At 75.1% G+C, this 634-nt stretch carries 1 pseudogene; it reads left to right on the top strand.

From position 1 onward, the window contains the following. Positions 1-634: pseudogene (locus A5652_RS09300) on the top strand (primosome assembly protein PriA); the annotation flags it as partial.

A 634-nucleotide genomic window follows, 5' to 3' on the forward strand; every position in this document is an offset into this window, starting at 1 on the left:
CTGGCTGGATCGCGTCGTGTCGGCCGAACCGGTGCTCACCCCGGAAATCCGCCGGTTGGTCGACGCGGTGGCCGCGCACTACGCCGGCACCCGCCCCGACGTGTTGCGTCTGGCGGTGCCGGCCCGCCACGCCAGGGTGGAGCGGGAACCCCTGGTCAGCCGCGATACCGCGGTCCCGGAGCCCGTCGATCCGGCGGGCTGGGGCGGTTACGGCCGGGGCGCTCAGTTCCTCGCCGCTCTGGCCGAGTCGCGGGCCGCGCGGGCCGTCTGGCAGGCGCTTCCCGGCGAGTCGTGGATGGACCGGTTCATCGAGGCCGCCGCGCAAACGGTGCGGACCGGCCGCTCGGTGCTGGCGATCGTTCCCGACCAGCGCGACCTGGACGCGCTCTGGCAGGCCGCGACGACACGGATCGACGAGGGCAGCGTGGTGGCCCTTTCGGCCGGCCTGGGGCCGGCTGCCCGGTACCGCCGGTGGCTGGCGGCGCTGCGCGGCACCGCGCGGTTGGTGATCGGCACCCGCAGCGCAGTGTTCGCACCGCTGAGCGATCTGGGGCTGGTCATGGTGTGGGCCGACGCCGACGACAGCCTGGCCGAACCGCGCGCGCCGTATCCGCATGCCCGCGAGGTGGCGATG

This window comes from Mycobacterium sp. 1165178.9 (assembly GCF_001673555.1).
In the GTDB taxonomy this organism is placed as follows: domain Bacteria; phylum Actinomycetota; class Actinomycetes; order Mycobacteriales; family Mycobacteriaceae; genus Mycobacterium.